This is a genomic window from Methanocalculus natronophilus (assembly GCF_038751955.1).
Taxonomy (GTDB): Archaea; Halobacteriota; Methanomicrobia; order Methanomicrobiales; family Methanocorpusculaceae; genus Methanocalculus; species Methanocalculus natronophilus.
Genome location: NZ_JBCEXH010000008.1, coordinates 45540 through 59832, shown reverse-complemented (window position 1 = coordinate 59832; position 14293 = coordinate 45540). Strand labels below are relative to the sequence as shown.

The window sequence follows — 14293 nt, the reverse complement described above, 5'->3', positions numbered from 1 at the left end:
GAGGGTTTGAATACCAGGAACGCAATAGAACAGAGTATACACGGAGATTCACACGAGCATGGACAACCGGATTCTGCTATCTTCAATCATCGCACTCGCATTTCTGCTCATCATCCTGGTGACCGTACTGCCAGCTGGGAACGGGATCAGTGAGGATATATCGGGTCCTGACCGGGCAGAACCTCTCAATATCCTTGCGATCCTCCCACTCACCGGTGACGATGCAGGGATCGGAAAAGCACAGGAGTATGCAATCAGAAAGGGAACTGTGCAGCCATCGGACCAGCCTCTGAACCTCTATGTCAGGGATTCAAGGAGTGATCCAGATCATGCGGCAGCTCTTGTGGAGGAGCAGATGAATAAACACTCAATCCACGGGATAATCGTCTCCGGAAAAGCCGCTACATTTGCAGTTGCCCCGATTACAGCAGAATCTGCCATACCTTTGGTATCTATTGCTGCTCCCCGGCAGCCTGACAAAAGTGAGGGTTTCTCTTCGCAGATCTGGTTCACCCCACCTGCGGAGCAGGAGATTGCAATCCTTGAACCGTTTCTCTCAGGATATACAGATGTTACATTTCTCTACCCGGAGAGCGAGCAGGGGCGGGCAAGGGCAGCGTTGATCCAGGATCATATCACTGCACTACGCCTGACAGTGAAAGCGTATGATCCGGATGAGACCGATTATACGGCTTTTGTCCGGCCTCTCCTCGCACACCCTCCCGAGGTCTATCTTATTGCAGGTGATGACCAGGTTCCGGCACTCATCTCCGCACTCAGGAGCAGGGGAGGAAACCCTGTTATTCTTGTGTTTGAAGAAGGAGGTCTGAAGCTTCGTGCAGAGGCGCCCCACCTTGCCGAGGGAGTCTTTGTACTGGCACCACGGACAATACAAACCCACCCTGTCTTCATGGATGAGGGATATCAAGCTCTCCTGATGCCAGCGGGAACTGTTGCGGAAGCCTATGATGCAGCATACACCCTCTCCACACGCATCCTTTCCTGTGAGGGGATGAGCGGTTGTATCCTTGGGTGGTTCTGGAACCGCACCTATGAAGGCGCGCTGGGTATTATTCACTTCAATGAGAAGAGAGAAGCGCGCTACCGGTATGAGATCTCGCAGATCCGTTTCGGAGAGCAGGAGGCAGTCGATGAGATCCGGCCACCACCATCTGTTGTCTCTATCAGGATCGATACCCGTGGCGCTCCTGATTGGTTTGCAGATGCGGTGAGACGAGGGGTTGACCCGGCGCTTTTTGTTCTCAATTCAAAGACAACCATCGCGCTTCCGCTTGCCATGCAGAGCGGGATACCATCACTCTTTGACGCCCGCGTCGAAGCCACCTATGATCCGATACCGGATGGAGACAGACACCTGATCGGAACCCTTACCATCACACCGGATGGGGGCGGGTTTGTCACTGGCGGGGGTGCTGATCCCTTGATTCCGATTGGGGTAAGTGAAGCTGACTATATCAACCGGTGTTTTGATCTTCTTGACAGCGTGTATACCGCAGCACCAGGTGAACGCGGTATCGCTCTCCTCTTTGAGGAAGGAGATGAGAAGAGTCGTGAAGCCGTATTGGAAGCTGCAGAGATGCGTGGGTACAGGATTGCAACAGACCAGACCTACCGGGATGCCATGACATTGCGGGAGGCAGTTGACATAATCACAGCCGAAAGCCCGGATCACCCGATCTTTGTATCTGCCAAAACCCCTGAAGACGCTGTCTTGTTCATCATGCAATCACGTGAATCCGGATACAGCCCGGAGGCAGTCTTTACCATCGGCGATGCCTGGAAATCACGGGCTTTTCTGATGCGTGCAGGCATTCTTGCAGATGGAATTTTCGCAGGAAGCGTGTACCAGAGAGAGCAGCTCGCTCGACATCAGGTTCAGAGAGATGTAAACAGCCTGGTAGTCCGTCAGACCGGAGGGGAGCTAAACGACATTTCCGCACGGGCATTCACCGGAATCATGCTGATTGCAGATGCAGCGAACCGGGCAGGAGATACCGATCCAGCAGCAGTATCAGCCGCTCTCAGGCAGGCAGAGCTGACGCATGAGTATGGAGCTCTCTATGAGGGCGAAACAGTCATCGTACAGCTGAGAGGAGGGGTGTATAGAACCGTATCCACCCATACCGGTATCAGCAAAAGCAGCATCCGGCCCTTCTCAGTCTGAGAAGCACTGAAATGTTTTGAGAGAGATACGTGTATCATGGCTCGTGAGCTGACACCGCATGACATTGCCATTCTCAGAAAGCTTGCACCCGAATGCGAAGACCTGATCTGCAATGGATCGAGGACTGAGTTCCGGTCAATCCTGCCCCCGGTTGCAAACCATTACTCGGTGGATGAATCTGACTTTGCAGCGAGGCTTGACCGGCTGACTGATGAGGAGCTGCAGTACCTGATTGACGAGATGCGGAACGGAACCGAGAGTGTCGGTTGTATATCCCCTCTCTTCTTCTCAGGACTCCTTGACCTGGTCACCAGACGGCTCTCCAAACGAATCGGCCAGGAACTTGTGACAATATACGAAAATGATGCGGGATGTGGGTAGCAACGATCAGTAGACCTTTTCCCGCATCTCCAGAACCGAGAGTATCCGCTGCTGCTGTTCATTGCCGCGTGTACAGAAGAACTGCTTTTCAAACCCGACATCATGGTATACGGCACAGGTACTGCAGATGCAGCCCAGCTCCTCATCGGTGATACACCCCTCCCTGCCTGCTCCAAGCGTGCAGAAGATGCGGTCATCTGCCTTTTCCGCACATTCCTGGTATGTCGGGCAGTCAGGACAGCGGCAGTGCTCCTTTCTGGTGAGCAGGATACCTCCCCGCTCTGCAGGGCTGAGGACAAGCGGCTGATCAGTAATCAGGGAGAGGTATTTTTCAAACCGGTTGATATCCATACATGATCATCTCCAGACCAGTGAATGGGAGATGAACTATAAAAAAGTAATGAGAACCGGATCAGTCCTTCAGGAGACAATTGACTGCGGTTCCCACAATGGCTACAAGAGATGTTCGTCCAAACAGCTCAGACGAGAGGATCAGATCATAACAGGAGAGATCATTGATATCGATACCATAATACGAGGTGTACCGCTGTGCTTCTGATCGCTCCCTCTCAAGCGTTATTGCAGTTGCGGTATCGCCATCCTGGATATCACGTTCCGCAATCCTTGCTGAGCGGCATTTTGGGCTTGCGGAGAGCCAGATCCGGAGATCAGCATTTTCGACCATCCAGCCGGCAAGCCTTCCCTCGATGATGATATCATCAGAACTCATCCCGATCTCTTTCTGCCGTTCATCAATGAGACGGTCTATTGAGGGATCATTCTCGGCAAGTTTGCCAAACGAGGCAAGATCCATATTACGCTCACGTGCACACTCACGGAAGACCTCGCCTGCAGATATGAAAGTATAGCCGCATTCACTGGCAATACCCTTGCCAAGAGAGGTGGTTCCGCTCCCTGGAAGGCCGCTTACCGTGATACGCATCAGATGCCCCCGATATTCAGGGCCTTCCTGATCACCTGGCTGACCGTCAGCGAACAGATCATATACCAGAGAATCCATGCAGGGATGATCCAGATCGCCATCTCATGCAATCCGATGACACCGGCAAACGGAAAGACGATTGCCGTGTCGGTGGTGAGAAGACAGTCAACATCCATGGTATGGAACCGGTGCAGGAACCAGAAGAAGATCGGAACGGTAACCAGAATGATGTAGGCCATTGGAGTAAACTGCTGTTTGGACATCTCAAGCTGGTCCTTCATCATTGCATCCCGCTTCACCTCAAGCTTCTTGATGGCTTTCTCATCACCTGAAAGCTGGGCTTCACGGTATTTCATCTGGAAATCCTTCATCTTCGCCTGGACTTCCTGCATCTTCTCGTAGTCGATTGTATACTTCTGGATCAGTGATGAGTACAGGCCGGTAAGACCTGAGAGAAAGAGGATGACAGCAAAAAACGGCAACCCGAATGTATCAGAGAGCGGTCCGATGAAGATATCAATCGTATCTGCAATCCCAATACGCACCCAGTCTACTGCATATGCCATCATCAGGCCAAACGCCAGGATAAAGGCGATATATGTCCCGTACTGCTTCATCAGATCCAGCATACGATGCACACCCTACCGCAGAACTGCTGCAAGAGCGTCTGCACCCTGCTCAAGAAGATGATCTGCATTTGTTACAATAGAGACGGTGCATCCGGTCAGCATCGCATATGCAGCCGCAAACGAACGGTTCATCTGCTGGTGTTCACGGATTGAGCCGGCGCCCTCCATATCCCTCTCCCGGGTTGTATCTGAGAGCCGGCGGAGCAGGATCTGATCATCATCGGTTTCAACAAGGACGATACCGTCAGGCATCAGGGCAGTTAAAACCCATTCGGGAAGTCCGGGGAGATACCCTGCCGGGGTCCTGACCGAGGCATGGGTATCAATGATCACATTCCCCTCAATTTTTGCCATCTCCTCAGCTGCACGTTTCTGGAGACGTTTCTGGACAGTCCGATCCAGTTTTCGCATCTGGTCGCGATCTTCTGCAAGTCCCTCGGACTGTGCAACTTCAAACATAAACGATCCAAAATTGATATTCTGGTAGGAGATACCAGCAGCAGCAAGGATCTCCATTGCCCGATTAATCACCGTTGTCTTTCCGACACCGGGAACACCTGTAATAATAATCTTCTTTCCTGACATTAGCGAAATCACTCCCTGCCAAAGAATGGCCGCATAAACGGATACATCTCCATGATCTGTTCGCTTGCGATCTGTTCGTACATACGGTAGACGATACTGACTGCAAGCAAGAGTCCGGTACCTCCGACAGCGCCAATGACACCAAAGAGGTTTGCGGTAACCGAGAGTACACCGACAAAGACACCACCAATTACAGTGACACGCGGAATGTACCGGTCAAGGTACCGCTCAAGCACCTGTGGGCTGCGGCGGTAACCGGGGATATGCATACCGCTGTTCTGGATCTGGCGGGCAACATGCTTTGAATCAAGTCCGGCAGTCTTCACCCAGAAGAGAGCAAATATCGCACCGCCGACGACCATGATAGCAGTATCGATTCCAAGACGTAATAAGATCTGCCACGGGGCGTGGGTGAGATCGTACATCCACCACATCCAGTCTGTCGGGTAGTTTATCGGCGCAAGATAGTACATAATCCCGTCAAGCGGCTGTGTCTGGTCAAATCGTCCGAAGATGGTGATACCCATGCTTGAGAGGAACATCCCAAACATCTGGATATTCGCCTGGAGAACACGGACAAGGATCATCGGGAGAACGCTTGCATAAATCAGTTTCACCGGGAACTTGGCACGGGATCCCCTGACATTTGCATGGGCAAGCGGAATCTCAACCCTCGTCGACTCAACATAGACGATGATAAAGAAGATAATGACCGTTGTCAGGAGTGCAATAATATTCGGTGTGAAATACTGGAGGAAATTCCCTCCTTCGAATATAAGGGCAAAGAGACGGGGGAAGAACCCTAATGGATAGGGATCCTCCACACGTGTCCAGTTGAAGAACCCGTTAATAAGACCCTGTGAGACGCTTGCAACAATGAAGAGGCCGACACCTGAGCCGATGCCCCATTTCGTCACCACCTCGTCCATCAGGGCGATAAGGACACCGCCGATACAGATCTGGATAAATATCAGAAACGATACCGCAGCAAGACTGCCTCCAAAGAATGCATTCGCGACAATCGGGTCAGGCAGCAGGAAACCGCCGACCAGGTTGGGTGCTGCCTGGAGAAGGATCATCACGATGATGAGCACCTTCTGCAGGCCCATATACATAACCTGTCCACGTGCATCCGATGTATCAAGGGGAATTAAATCTGCACCTTTCAGGAGCTGGAGGACAATGGATGCCGTCACAATCGGCCCAATACCGACATGCACAATTGATCCGCTCTCACCGGCAAGGAGTGCACGGTAGAACTGAAAAATATCCATTGAATCCGGAGATAGTCCAAATACAGGAATATTTGTGAGAATAAAATACAGAAGCAGAATAGCAAGTGTCCAGAGTAACTTACTTTTAAAGTGGACATGCCCTTCAGGACCCTTCACAGCCGGCATCCTTGCCAGCAGAGGCTCCATTCGATCCAGCAGCTCTCCCATAGGTCACCAAAAAATTATCAGAGGGCCAGTGCCTGGCCACCAAGCTCTTCGATCTTTACTTTTGCCCGATCAGAGAAGAAACGTGCTGTAATCTGCATCTTGTGATGCACCTTCCCTCCTCCGAGGACTTTCCCGATACCGAGATCGCGTGCGTCAAGGACGATTGTTCCATCCTCATCGCGGGCAATCCCCTGCACAACCAGCATGGGAATCATCTGGTCGATCTCACCGATATCAAGAACCGTCACATCAACGGAGGTGGGTGAGACAAACCCGTACTTTCCTTCACGCTTGCCAAGAAGGTGGAACCTGGTGAAGTTGTGGTCACGCCATCCGGCTGCACCACGGCCTCCGCGATTACCGGCTCCCCGGCGGTTCTTGTGTGTACCGCCGCCGCAGGTTCTCGATCCACGGTATTTTGATCTCTTATTTACTGGCATCGGATACTCACCTCATCTTATACAGGAGAGCGTTAATCTCCCGCCCATAATAACCAAGCGCTCCACCCTGGTTAAAGGTCCGTTTGATGGTCTTATATCCCTTTCTTGGCGGATGCATCCTGAGCACCGGTTTGAGCTCGGGGATATCCTTCAGCTTCACTTTGCCTTCGGCGAGAGCCCCTGCAAGTTCGCTGACGCTTCCATAGTCTGAAGCGCTCTTCAGGTACTCGTCTGTGAGAGGTTTGTTGCCAAGGAGGCGGCCGCGTGTCCTGAGAATCGTCTCAAGCGTTTCGGCATCAACCTCACCATAGGCGACGAAATCCTTCACTTTCCGGATCATCCCGAGGTACTCGGGCGTCTCCGGGACGAGGACACAGTGGTTGATGTGGTGAAGACGGAGCATCTTCAGTGTTTCCTTGATCTCACGGCGGGTATTGACGACGCCGCGCACCTGCACGACTGCGTACATCAGTGTCGCCCTCCTCCGATACGAACCATGTTCGTCGCCTTCAGTGCCTCATAGGTGGCTTTGGCATAATTGATGGTAGTCCTGGTATGGCCTTTGGTCATTACCCAGACATCCTTCATACCTGCCAGATCAAGCACTTTCTTTCCAATCTCACCGGTCACAAGACCGATACCCTGTGGTGCGGGTTTCATGGTGACACGGACACTGCCGGCTTTTCCTTCCACCTGCATTGGTAATGAGTGCGGGTTTCCGCATCCACATTCCCAGCTTCCACAGCCTCTCCGTACCTTGATAATATTCAGTTTGGCCTGGGCGATCGCTTTTCTGATTGCTGTTCCAACCTGAACATCCTTCCCCTGGCCGTAGCCGATATACCCGTCACGGTTTCCGACAACAACAACAGCACGGAATTTAATCCTCCTGCCGGAGTCGGTCATCCTCTGCATCATATCGATGGCGAGCACCTCATCGCTGAGATCGGGGAGGAACGCATCTACAATCCCCGCCTCTTTGATGGGGCGGCCGCTTGCGAGCACCTCTTCCAGGGTGGCGAATTCACCTGCTGCAACCGCTTTTCCAAGGCCGGTGACAGGGATCCACTCTTCATGTTCTATTGCCATGTCACTCAAGCTCCTTCATAATGGCATCTGCCACTTCATCCACATTCGCAACGAGTCCGCCTGCCCTCTCCGGAGCATACGCGGCGATATGTTCGCCTTTGACCCGTTCATCATCCGGGAGAATCTCCTCACCGTATGGAATATCAAACCCGGCTTCGACTGCTCCCTTCAGGGCTGCAAAAACACGTGCACCCTTTGATGCCCGGTTCAGACCAATATCGAGAATCCCGCCTTCATGTCCGGCCTTCTGGGCACGAACCGCACAGAGCATGCCTGTGAGGTATGCTGCAGGAGTATTTCCGGTGTATCCGGTGTACCCGAAGTTCCTGAGCTCGCTGCTTGTTGCAGAAACAAGTGTCCGATCACCGGTCATCTCAGCGACAACGAGCTGGACGATGATCTGGCGGGATGTCTTCCTGACGACAAAACGTGGCCTTCTCGAAATGATCAGGCGCATCCGCTGATAGTAGTCAGTTCTTCCTTCTTTTCGTCTCCTGAACGGGACGAAGTATCGCGCACCTGTCGCCATATCAGTTCACCTTCCCTGTCTGCTGCTCGATATTCTGTTTCAGGTGCGATACATTCCTGAACTGACCACCTGCTGCACGCCGGTACATCTTCCGGTATACCGAGCGTTCAATGGCACCGGAGTCGCGCATCTCGCGAAGGACAGTGCGCTGTGCCCGGATCTTTTTGATCCATACCCTTTTGGAGGGTGTGCGGGCGCCTTGTGCACCTTTTCTCCGCCCATGCCCTTTGCAGTGGCCGTATGCACGCTTTGCTATCCTGAGACGGGCACGGCCGCGGCTGACACCTTTCTTCTGGTGTGCCGTGATCACGCCATCTTCAATTAATCCACGAATATCGTCACGGGAGATGGCATTGGCTATCTCGGTGATCTGTTCGGGATCGAACCAGACACGGTTTTCTCCACATTTGAGGATTGCTGCTGCAATACGCCTCTGGCTTCCGAGATTACTCATCGTCTTTCACCTCGTCGTCATCGGCCTCATCAGAAGAGGAATCATCATCCTCTTCATCAAGATCCTCATCTTCCCGGGTTTCTTCATCCAGATCCTCTTCAGGAGAGTCAGCAGGTTCGTCTTCCGGGATAACCTTTGGATTCAGAACCTTGAAGCCACCGATGACTGCTTTTTCCTGGATTTCCAGGCGTTTTTTCATCCCGACAGTACCACCGATTCTGATTGCGGTAGTTGCCGGATCAAGGGATTCAAGAGCCGCAACAGTCATGACGAGCGTCTCTTTCATTCCGCAGGGGTGGTATCCCCTGACGGCGGCAGGTCCGGCAAACCCGGGCGTTGGGTGCGCACCCTTTGCTTTCTTGTGTCTGCGCTGCTTGCTCTGGCCGCCACGGGGTCTCCGCCAGACATCGTCCAGTTTGGCTTTGGCAGTATAGCACTGGCGCTTGAAACTGCCTCTCTTTGCCCGACGGTCCGCAATAAGTTTCTTTATACCAGCCATCAGGATCACACCCTCTCAACTCTGTAAATGCCGTCCTGGAAGACACGCGGATCACGCTTTCTGATCTTTGTCGCCTTCTCGATATTGGCTGCGGCATTACCTACCTTCTCCTTGTCAATCCCTTTCAGGGAGAGTTCGTCAGATCCGACCTTTACCTCGACACCGTCTGGAATTTTTGCATTCCTGACCATCTTCTCGCCAAGGAAATTGCCGATCTCAAGTAATCCCGGGTGGAGCTTGAGCTGGATCGGGAAGTGGCTGTAGACGACCTTCATCGAGAGTTCGTATCCCTCGGTCACACCTGTGCACATGTTGCGCACGTGTGAGGCAAAGGTTCCGGCCATCGCATAGACGGCTTTCCGGGTGGATAATGTGCTGATCTGGAGAGAGTCATCCTGGATTTCGATTATGATGTTTGGATAAAGCATCATACGCTCAAGTTCTCCAAGCGGGCCTTTCACCTTCAGCAGATCATCAGTCATTGAGACCTGCACCGTTTCTGGTATAGGTATTGTTACAGTGTATACCATCTCTGATGCTCCTCAATAGACATACCCGATCAGCAGTCCGCCGATGCCGGCTGTTCGTGCCTGTTCATGCGACATGACACCCTGTGAGGTGGTAAGCATAAGAATGCCAAACCCCTTTGCAGGGAGGTACCGTGTCTCCCACGATTCCATGTCTTCCATCTTTACCGCGAACCGTGGCGATATTGATCCACATTTATTAATCCGGCCTGTCAGCTGGATTGTGAACTGACCGCCCCGGCCGTCATCGATATATTCAAAGCCGGCGATATACCCGTTTTCCTGCATGATGCCAAGCATCGCTCCGAAGAGACGGGATGCGGGTTCTACCGTCACCTCAAGCCTGCCTGCATCGCCTGCATTCTTGATGGCACTCATCGCATCGGCAATAATATTCTGTCGTGTCATTCTCCGGCCACCTAGTTCATCTTTTTAAAGCCCATCGTGGGAGCCCATGTACGGAAGCACTGGCGGCAGAACAGGATATTGTATCTGCGCACAAGGCCCTGCTTGCGCCCGCACATCTGGCACTTGTTGCTGCCGTATGCGACCTTCTTCTTCTGGTCGCTTCCTTTCTCCGCCATTATTCAACCACCTCGACATTGAAGTGCTCTTCCACAAACGAAACAGCCTCATCCTTTTTGACGTGCTGTTTTGATGGGAGTTTCTTCTGCTGCGCCGCTCTTCGTGCGATCCTGATACCTTTCTTCTCGATGACGACATTGACATCCATACCATAGATACCAATCTGTGGATCATACGACTGGCCCGGGAAATCGGTGTGTTCCTCGATGCCAAAAGCGAAGTTGCCATTCTCATCGAACCGGTGTGAATCGATTTTCCGTTCGACGATGTCAAGGGCAGTCCTGAGGAACTGCTCTGCCTTATCACCGCGGAGCGTGAGTTTGCACCCGAGAGCCTGGCCTTTCCGCAGGCCAAATGCCGGGACGGTTCTTTTGGCGATGGTTCTGACCGAGGTTGCACCGCCGCAGATCTCCTGCATCAGCGTCTCTCCCTTGATCAGCTTCTCTCCGGCTTCACCAACACTCATGTGGACAACCACTTTGTCGACGTAGAGTTCCTGCATGCCGGTCATACCGTAATCCCCCAGATTTCAAGAGCCGGCTCTTCTTTTCCAACCATGAAGATGTAGGGTTCAATCGTCTCAAAGATCTCTTTGGTTGCGAGATCCTCAAGGCTGACACGGTTTGGAACACTCCCCTGCACAGGAATAACCTCAATGATCCTGGCAACCCTGCCTGAATGCTGTCCGCCGACGACCATTGCGGTGTTACCGACAGCATAGGGGAAATGATCCCTGATACCAAACCGCTCGTCGCCATCGACACCGAGTGTCAGGACAATCGAATCTTTTGGCCGGTATGTGTTATCGCCGATAACGTTTGCTCCAAAGAGGAGGTTTAACTGGACAATGCCTCGTGGAAGCGTGGTCTTGTTCCTGATCTTTGCCAGCCGGAGCTTTGCCCCGTCGCCATCGATCTCTCTCGCTGTAAACCTGCCTGTTTTGTCAAGAAGCATGATATAGTGCTTATCAAGCCGCGGGAAGGAGATGATATCAAAGACTCCAAGGCCGATATGCGGATCAGTGCAGACTTTTCCGTTCACCACAACCTGCCGGTCCCGGAGGATCTGCTTGATCTCCTTCATATTCCTGGCAAGTCCCTGGTGGTCACGCATCCAGACTGCAATTGGAAGAGCACCTGCGTTATGCGGACCTGGCCGTGTGGCAGTGACAAACTTGCTGGCCTTGCGTCCGATACTCCAGGACTTTGGGGCGACTATACGTTTTACATGTGCCATTATTCCTTCACCCCGATACGCTCCACGCGCTTTGGATCTTTCAGGTTCAGTTTTGTGATCATCACCTTGGAGGGATCAAGTGGTCGGGCAACCTCTGTTCCATCCGCTTTCTTGACGGTGGCGCCGTGAACATGGATGGCAAGGCGCTTCAGATCAACACCATCAACAGCACCGGTATGGCCGGTGTGCTCACCCCTCAGGACTTTGACGGTATCTCCTGTGACAACCCTGACGCGCCTGGATCCGTACTTTTCACGGAGCTCAGGCGAGAGCATTGCATGGAGAAACGAGCCCTTTTGATGAATCGGTGCATTATACCGAATTTTTCGCTGCTTTCTTGGCTGACTGCTTGCTATTCGCACCATAGGACACCTCAGATGATGATCGTCGCCATGGACGCGATCTTGGGGTACCGTGCAGCAACTTCACGCGCAACCGGACCTTTAATCTCTGTCCCGCGGGGATCGCCGTTTTCATTGACGAGAACCATTGCGTTCTCCTCAAACGATACACGAAGACCGCCTGGCCTCCTGAATTCTTTCTTCTGCCGTACAACAACTGCTTTGACGAGTTTTTTGCGCATATCGGGAGTGCCTTTCTTGACAGATACCGTTGCCATATCGCCCAGACCAAGCTTTGGCTGACGCCTCCTGACACCGTGATACCGGTCAACCGAGACAATCTCGACGACACGCGCACCAGTGTTATCCGCACAGATCATTCTTGATCCGGTCTGAAGTGCGCGGGGAATCTTTGAACCCAGGGCCTTCATGCGGATTTCACCTCAACAACGACAAAATGTGTCGTTTTGTTCAGGGGTCTGCACTCCGCGACCTTCACCTCGTCACCGACCTTCACCTGAAGGCAGGGAGAGATATGGGCGTGGAGCTTTGAGGAGCGCTTCTCGTACCGGTCATACTTCTTGATGAAGTGCAGGTATTCACGCTGAACTACCACAGTCCCCCTCATTTTCTCGCTCACGACCTTGCCGGTAATCACCTGGCCGCGCACCGGCAAAGTGCCATGAAACGGGCAATCATCTTCGTTGCATTCCTGTTTGGGAGGTGCAACATTTAACCCAATATTTCGTGCCATTATGTAACCCTCATTTTTTGATGCGCATGGTGATCCGCTTCTCGGGCCGCCCGATGATCGTCGACCCGGATAGCTCCACCTGCACCCTGTCCGGGAGGGTAACCCGGAATATACTATGTTTCTTCGGAACATGCTTTAATCCAACGGGTGTCTGGATCGTGATCATGTTCCTGGTCTCATCGGTGATGAGACCGGTTATTCCCTCCTGGGCAGGGTTTGTGGCATGCACTACCAGAACGTTCAGCCCGATCAGTTCGTGACGGAGAACGTTTTCTGGCGTGATCATCACTATTTTCTCTTATTCTGCTCGGTTTTGATCCGGGCGATCGTTCGTCGGAGTTCGCGGATCTGCCCCGGATTGTCCGGGGCGCCACCTGCACTGACTTTTCCATACTGCTGGATAAGTTCGGTTCGGAGCTTGCTCTCCTGTTCCATCAGTTCGACATCCGAGAACTGTGCAACTTCACGGGCGCGAAAGATTGCCATGTCAGATATCCTCCCTCTCATAATCATCTTCAGGAGATGATTCAGCCTGGAGTTCACGGTCGATATCGTCTCCGATATCCTCTTCGATCTCCTCGACCACAATCTCCTGAGGTTCGAGCGGTTTCTCCGGAGCAACGATATCAAACTGGTCAGGAAGCCGTGCGCCTGGCGGGATGATCTTCACCTGCACACCAATTGTGCCAAGCTTCTTGATTGCAACTGCATATCCGGTCTCAACAAGACTGATCGCCGGTTCGCCGGAGTGCTTGATATAGCCCTCAACGAACTTCTGGACACGGGATCGTGATCCGGTCAGTTTACCGGCAATGATCACTTCACACCCAAGTGCACCAGACTCCATGACGCGCCTGATGACGCTTGATCCGGCTTTCCTGAAGTACCAGCCCCGTTCAAGGGCGTTTGCAAGCCTTTCTGCAAGGATCTGGGCGTTCAGGTTCGGATTCTCGACCTGCTGGACTTCAACCTGCGGTGATTCGATACCATAGATGTTTGCAAGATCGGTCGTTATCTGTCGGACCAGTTTCCCACCTTTTCCGATGACAATTCCGGGTTTCTCAGCATATATGGCCACCTGGGTGCCAATCGGGGTTCTGAAGATGTCCATGCCCCCGTATCCGGCTCTCTTCAATTCCTTTGTTAGGAACGCTTCGACACGGACTTTCCGGACACCCTCTGAAACGAACTTCTTCTCAGATGACATTATTCCTCAACCTCCCGGACGATGACCTCGATGGTAACGGTTTCACGGGCTTTTGGTGTTGCGCGTCCCATTGCGCGGGGGAAGATGCCTTTCATGCTTCTCCCCCTGTTGGCTGCGGCATGGACGATCTCAAGGTTGTCTGTTGCAAGCCCGGCATACTCCGCATTCTTCTTCACGGAGTTGAGGAGGCGGACATACTCTTTTGAGGCTTTCACCGGGAATCGTCCCTGGCAGACCGGCCCTTTCAGGGTCTTCTGATGAGCAACCTTCCTCCGGAACCTGCCAAAGGGTATTGCTTTCTTCTTCAGAATGACGTCGTTTAAGTAGTCGATTGCGAAATCAACATCCTTGTGCCTGATGAAACTGGCAATCTCGATTGCATGTTTTGGCGAGCAGTTCAGCTCGTTTGCCTTGGCTTTCGCGATGTTCTCGCCTTCGATCTTCATGATATAATCTGTTCGTGCCAT

At 52.6% G+C, this 14293-nt stretch carries 25 protein-coding genes; 2 read left to right on the top strand and 23 right to left on the bottom strand.

Features of this window, described 5'->3' with window-relative positions:
* Positions 1-58: 58 nt before the first annotated feature.
* Together ABCO64_RS08880 and ABCO64_RS08875 are read left to right on the top strand one after the other, a co-directional pair.
* Complete coding sequence (locus ABCO64_RS08880; RefSeq protein ID WP_253460184.1) at positions 59-2185, top strand: ABC transporter substrate-binding protein; 2127 nt, start codon at positions 59-61, stop codon at positions 2183-2185.
* Between the two features lie 36 nt (positions 2186-2221).
* Positions 2222-2566 (top strand): hypothetical protein, encoded by a 345-nt coding sequence (locus ABCO64_RS08875; protein ID WP_253460182.1) that lies wholly within the window; start codon positions 2222-2224, stop codon positions 2564-2566.
* A gap of 6 nt (positions 2567-2572) precedes the next feature.
* On the opposite strand, the gene ABCO64_RS08870 is transcribed toward ABCO64_RS08875, so the two are convergent.
* From ABCO64_RS08870 to ABCO64_RS08760, 23 genes are all read right to left on the bottom strand, one after another.
* The gene (locus ABCO64_RS08870) at positions 2573-2917 is read right to left on the bottom strand and encodes a DUF2769 domain-containing protein (RefSeq protein ID WP_253460180.1); all 345 of its coding nucleotides are present in this window, start codon (positions 2915-2917) and stop codon (positions 2573-2575) included.
* A gap of 61 nt (positions 2918-2978) precedes the next feature.
* Positions 2979-3509 (bottom strand): (d)CMP kinase, encoded by a 531-nt coding sequence (cmk, locus tag ABCO64_RS08865; protein ID WP_253460178.1) that lies wholly within the window; start codon positions 3507-3509, stop codon positions 2979-2981.
* The gene (locus ABCO64_RS08860) at positions 3509-4138 is read right to left on the bottom strand and encodes a DUF106 domain-containing protein (RefSeq protein WP_253460176.1); all 630 of its coding nucleotides are present in this window, start codon (positions 4136-4138) and stop codon (positions 3509-3511) included. The genes cmk and ABCO64_RS08860 overlap by 1 nt, the downstream gene beginning before the upstream one ends.
* A 12-nt stretch (positions 4139-4150) precedes the next feature.
* Positions 4151-4723: an adenylate kinase gene (locus tag ABCO64_RS08855; RefSeq protein WP_253460174.1), complete on the bottom strand. Its 573-nt coding sequence runs from the start codon at positions 4721-4723 to the stop codon at positions 4151-4153.
* Positions 4724-4731: 8 nt separating this feature from the next.
* Positions 4732-6165 (bottom strand): preprotein translocase subunit SecY, encoded by a 1434-nt coding sequence (gene secY, locus ABCO64_RS08850; RefSeq protein ID WP_253460172.1) that lies wholly within the window; start codon positions 6163-6165, stop codon positions 4732-4734.
* A 17-nt stretch (positions 6166-6182) separates the two neighbouring features.
* Entirely contained in the window at positions 6183-6605 is a 423-nt protein-coding gene (locus tag ABCO64_RS08845; protein WP_253460170.1) for an uL15m family ribosomal protein, read from the bottom strand.
* 7 nt (positions 6606-6612) lie between these two features.
* Positions 6613-7074, bottom strand: a complete 462-nt coding sequence (locus tag ABCO64_RS08840) for a 50S ribosomal protein L30 (RefSeq protein WP_253460168.1) — start codon at positions 7072-7074, stop codon at positions 6613-6615.
* Positions 7074-7694, bottom strand: coding sequence for a 30S ribosomal protein S5 (locus tag ABCO64_RS08835; protein WP_253460166.1), 621 nt, complete (start codon positions 7692-7694; stop codon positions 7074-7076). The genes ABCO64_RS08840 and ABCO64_RS08835 overlap by 1 nt, the downstream gene beginning before the upstream one ends.
* A gap of 1 nt (position 7695) precedes the next feature.
* Positions 7696-8223, bottom strand: a complete 528-nt coding sequence (locus tag ABCO64_RS08830; RefSeq protein ID WP_253460164.1) for a 50S ribosomal protein L18 — start codon at positions 8221-8223, stop codon at positions 7696-7698.
* Between the two features lies 1 nt (position 8224).
* Positions 8225-8677, bottom strand: a complete 453-nt coding sequence (locus ABCO64_RS08825) for a 50S ribosomal protein L19e (RefSeq protein ID WP_253460162.1) — start codon at positions 8675-8677, stop codon at positions 8225-8227.
* Complete coding sequence (locus tag ABCO64_RS08820; RefSeq protein WP_253460160.1) at positions 8670-9176, bottom strand: 50S ribosomal protein L32e; 507 nt, start codon at positions 9174-9176, stop codon at positions 8670-8672. Before ABCO64_RS08820 ends, ABCO64_RS08825 begins: the two co-directional genes overlap by 8 nt.
* A gap of 5 nt (positions 9177-9181) precedes the next feature.
* Positions 9182-9706, bottom strand: a complete 525-nt coding sequence (gene rpl6p / locus ABCO64_RS08815) for a 50S ribosomal protein L6 (protein ID WP_253460157.1) — start codon at positions 9704-9706, stop codon at positions 9182-9184.
* 12 nt (positions 9707-9718) lie between these two features.
* The gene (locus ABCO64_RS08810; RefSeq protein WP_253460154.1) at positions 9719-10111 is read right to left on the bottom strand and encodes a 30S ribosomal protein S8; all 393 of its coding nucleotides are present in this window, start codon (positions 10109-10111) and stop codon (positions 9719-9721) included.
* A gap of 11 nt (positions 10112-10122) precedes the next feature.
* Entirely contained in the window at positions 10123-10287 is a 165-nt protein-coding gene (locus ABCO64_RS08805; RefSeq protein WP_253460151.1) for a 30S ribosomal protein S14, read from the bottom strand.
* Entirely contained in the window at positions 10287-10799 is a 513-nt protein-coding gene (locus tag ABCO64_RS08800) for a 50S ribosomal protein L5 (RefSeq protein ID WP_253460148.1), read from the bottom strand. The genes ABCO64_RS08805 and ABCO64_RS08800 overlap by 1 nt, the downstream gene beginning before the upstream one ends.
* Entirely contained in the window at positions 10796-11524 is a 729-nt protein-coding gene (locus tag ABCO64_RS08795; RefSeq protein WP_256472526.1) for a 30S ribosomal protein S4e, read from the bottom strand. Before ABCO64_RS08795 ends, ABCO64_RS08800 begins: the two co-directional genes overlap by 4 nt.
* Positions 11524-11889: a 50S ribosomal protein L24 gene (gene rplX, locus ABCO64_RS08790; RefSeq protein ID WP_253460145.1), complete on the bottom strand. Its 366-nt coding sequence runs from the start codon at positions 11887-11889 to the stop codon at positions 11524-11526. The genes ABCO64_RS08795 and rplX overlap by 1 nt, the downstream gene beginning before the upstream one ends.
* Positions 11890-11897: 8 nt before the next feature.
* Positions 11898-12296, bottom strand: coding sequence for a 50S ribosomal protein L14 (locus tag ABCO64_RS08785; protein ID WP_253460142.1), 399 nt, complete (start codon positions 12294-12296; stop codon positions 11898-11900).
* Positions 12293-12619 carry a 30S ribosomal protein S17 gene (locus ABCO64_RS08780; protein WP_253460139.1) on the bottom strand — a complete coding sequence of 109 codons (327 nt, stop codon included), beginning with the start codon at positions 12617-12619 and terminating at the stop codon, positions 12293-12295. Before ABCO64_RS08780 ends, ABCO64_RS08785 begins: the two co-directional genes overlap by 4 nt.
* Before the next feature lie 10 nt (positions 12620-12629).
* The gene (locus ABCO64_RS08775; protein ID WP_253460136.1) at positions 12630-12905 is read right to left on the bottom strand and encodes a ribonuclease P protein component 1; all 276 of its coding nucleotides are present in this window, start codon (positions 12903-12905) and stop codon (positions 12630-12632) included.
* 2 nt (positions 12906-12907) lie between these two features.
* Entirely contained in the window at positions 12908-13105 is a 198-nt protein-coding gene (rpmC, locus tag ABCO64_RS08770) for a 50S ribosomal protein L29 (RefSeq protein WP_253460133.1), read from the bottom strand.
* Between the two features lies 1 nt (position 13106).
* Positions 13107-13826 (bottom strand): 30S ribosomal protein S3, encoded by a 720-nt coding sequence (locus ABCO64_RS08765; RefSeq protein WP_253460131.1) that lies wholly within the window; start codon positions 13824-13826, stop codon positions 13107-13109.
* A complete protein-coding gene (locus ABCO64_RS08760; protein ID WP_253460128.1) occupies positions 13826-14293 on the bottom strand; it encodes a 50S ribosomal protein L22 in 468 nt (155 codons plus the stop codon). The genes ABCO64_RS08765 and ABCO64_RS08760 overlap by 1 nt, the downstream gene beginning before the upstream one ends.

Coding starts and splice junctions, on each gene's coding strand:
- ABCO64_RS08775 (WP_253460136.1), bottom strand. CDS start 12,905: ATGATCACGCCAGAAAACGTTCTCCGTCACGAACTGATCGGGCTGAAC.
- secY (WP_253460172.1), bottom strand. CDS start 6,165: ATGGGAGAGCTGCTGGATCGAATGGAGCCTCTGCTGGCAAGGATGCCG.
- rpl6p (WP_253460157.1), bottom strand. CDS start 9,706: ATGGTATACACTGTAACAATACCTATACCAGAAACGGTGCAGGTCTCA.
- ABCO64_RS08880 (WP_253460184.1), top strand. CDS start 59: ATGGACAACCGGATTCTGCTATCTTCAATCATCGCACTCGCATTTCTG.
- ABCO64_RS08805 (WP_253460151.1), bottom strand. CDS start 10,287: ATGGCGGAGAAAGGAAGCGACCAGAAGAAGAAGGTCGCATACGGCAGC.
- ABCO64_RS08810 (WP_253460154.1), bottom strand. CDS start 10,111: ATGACACGACAGAATATTATTGCCGATGCGATGAGTGCCATCAAGAAT.
- ABCO64_RS08765 (WP_253460131.1), bottom strand. CDS start 13,826: ATGTCATCTGAGAAGAAGTTCGTTTCAGAGGGTGTCCGGAAAGTCCGT.
- ABCO64_RS08785 (WP_253460142.1), bottom strand. CDS start 12,296: ATGAAGGCCCTGGGTTCAAAGATTCCCCGCGCACTTCAGACCGGATCA.
- ABCO64_RS08820 (WP_253460160.1), bottom strand. CDS start 9,176: ATGGCTGGTATAAAGAAACTTATTGCGGACCGTCGGGCAAAGAGAGGC.
- rplX (WP_253460145.1), bottom strand. CDS start 11,889: ATGGTGCGAATAGCAAGCAGTCAGCCAAGAAAGCAGCGAAAAATTCGG.
- ABCO64_RS08830 (WP_253460164.1), bottom strand. CDS start 8,223: ATGGCGACAGGTGCGCGATACTTCGTCCCGTTCAGGAGACGAAAAGAA.
- ABCO64_RS08840 (WP_253460168.1), bottom strand. CDS start 7,074: ATGTACGCAGTCGTGCAGGTGCGCGGCGTCGTCAATACCCGCCGTGAG.
- ABCO64_RS08780 (WP_253460139.1), bottom strand. CDS start 12,619: ATGGCACGAAATATTGGGTTAAATGTTGCACCTCCCAAACAGGAATGC.
- ABCO64_RS08825 (WP_253460162.1), bottom strand. CDS start 8,677: ATGAGTAATCTCGGAAGCCAGAGGCGTATTGCAGCAGCAATCCTCAAA.
- ABCO64_RS08870 (WP_253460180.1), bottom strand. CDS start 2,917: ATGGATATCAACCGGTTTGAAAAATACCTCTCCCTGATTACTGATCAG.
- ABCO64_RS08800 (WP_253460148.1), bottom strand. CDS start 10,799: ATGACCGGCATGCAGGAACTCTACGTCGACAAAGTGGTTGTCCACATG.
- ABCO64_RS08795 (WP_256472526.1), bottom strand. CDS start 11,524: ATGGCACATGTAAAACGTATAGTCGCCCCAAAGTCCTGGAGTATCGGA.
- cmk (WP_253460178.1), bottom strand. CDS start 3,509: ATGCGTATCACGGTAAGCGGCCTTCCAGGGAGCGGAACCACCTCTCTT.
- ABCO64_RS08855 (WP_253460174.1), bottom strand. CDS start 4,723: ATGTCAGGAAAGAAGATTATTATTACAGGTGTTCCCGGTGTCGGAAAG.
- ABCO64_RS08835 (WP_253460166.1), bottom strand. CDS start 7,694: ATGGCAATAGAACATGAAGAGTGGATCCCTGTCACCGGCCTTGGAAAA.
- ABCO64_RS08760 (WP_253460128.1), bottom strand. CDS start 14,293: ATGGCACGAACAGATTATATCATGAAGATCGAAGGCGAGAACATCGCG.
- ABCO64_RS08845 (WP_253460170.1), bottom strand. CDS start 6,605: ATGCCAGTAAATAAGAGATCAAAATACCGTGGATCGAGAACCTGCGGC.
- ABCO64_RS08860 (WP_253460176.1), bottom strand. CDS start 4,138: ATGCTGGATCTGATGAAGCAGTACGGGACATATATCGCCTTTATCCTG.
- ABCO64_RS08875 (WP_253460182.1), top strand. CDS start 2,222: ATGGCTCGTGAGCTGACACCGCATGACATTGCCATTCTCAGAAAGCTT.
- rpmC (WP_253460133.1), bottom strand. CDS start 13,105: ATGGCAATCTTTCGCGCCCGTGAAGTTGCACAGTTCTCGGATGTCGAA.